This window comes from Psychrobacter sp. 16-MNA-CIBAN-0192 (assembly GCF_040309565.1).
Classification (GTDB): domain Bacteria; phylum Pseudomonadota; class Gammaproteobacteria; order Pseudomonadales; family Moraxellaceae; genus Psychrobacter.
In genome coordinates this window covers 1-346 of record NZ_JBEOOX010000078.1, presented here as the reverse complement: position 1 = coordinate 346, position 346 = coordinate 1, and the positions used below count along the sequence as shown (strand labels likewise).

The following is a 346-nucleotide window of genomic DNA, read 5'->3' as shown; positions in this document are numbered from 1 at the left end:
TACCAACTATTTTTGGATAAATGACTACCACCCAAAAATGATAATGCATCCATTTAAGCCAGACTTAAATGGTACAGATTTAACTAATAACAAAGACCCCGATGGCACAGCATTATTTGTAGAAATGGTAAAGGTGACTCAACAAGCAGGTTCAGGGTTTGTACCTTATAAATGGCCTAAACCAGGTAAAGACAAACCAGTTGATAAAATAGCGTTTGTGAAGGGCTTTAACCAATGGCAATGGGTTATAGGTTCGGGCGTGTACCTCGACAGTATTGATGGTGCATTTGCTGAGCAACGTAATTTAATAATTATAAATGCCGTGGTAATGATTATTGCACTGATT

General features: G+C 37.6%; 1 protein-coding gene. It reads left to right on the top strand.

The window, feature by feature from the left end; translation table 11 throughout:
- Positions 1-346, top strand: a 346-nt coding sequence (locus tag AAEY78_RS12430; protein WP_352339648.1) for a cache domain-containing protein, incomplete at both ends; no start/stop codon positions are given.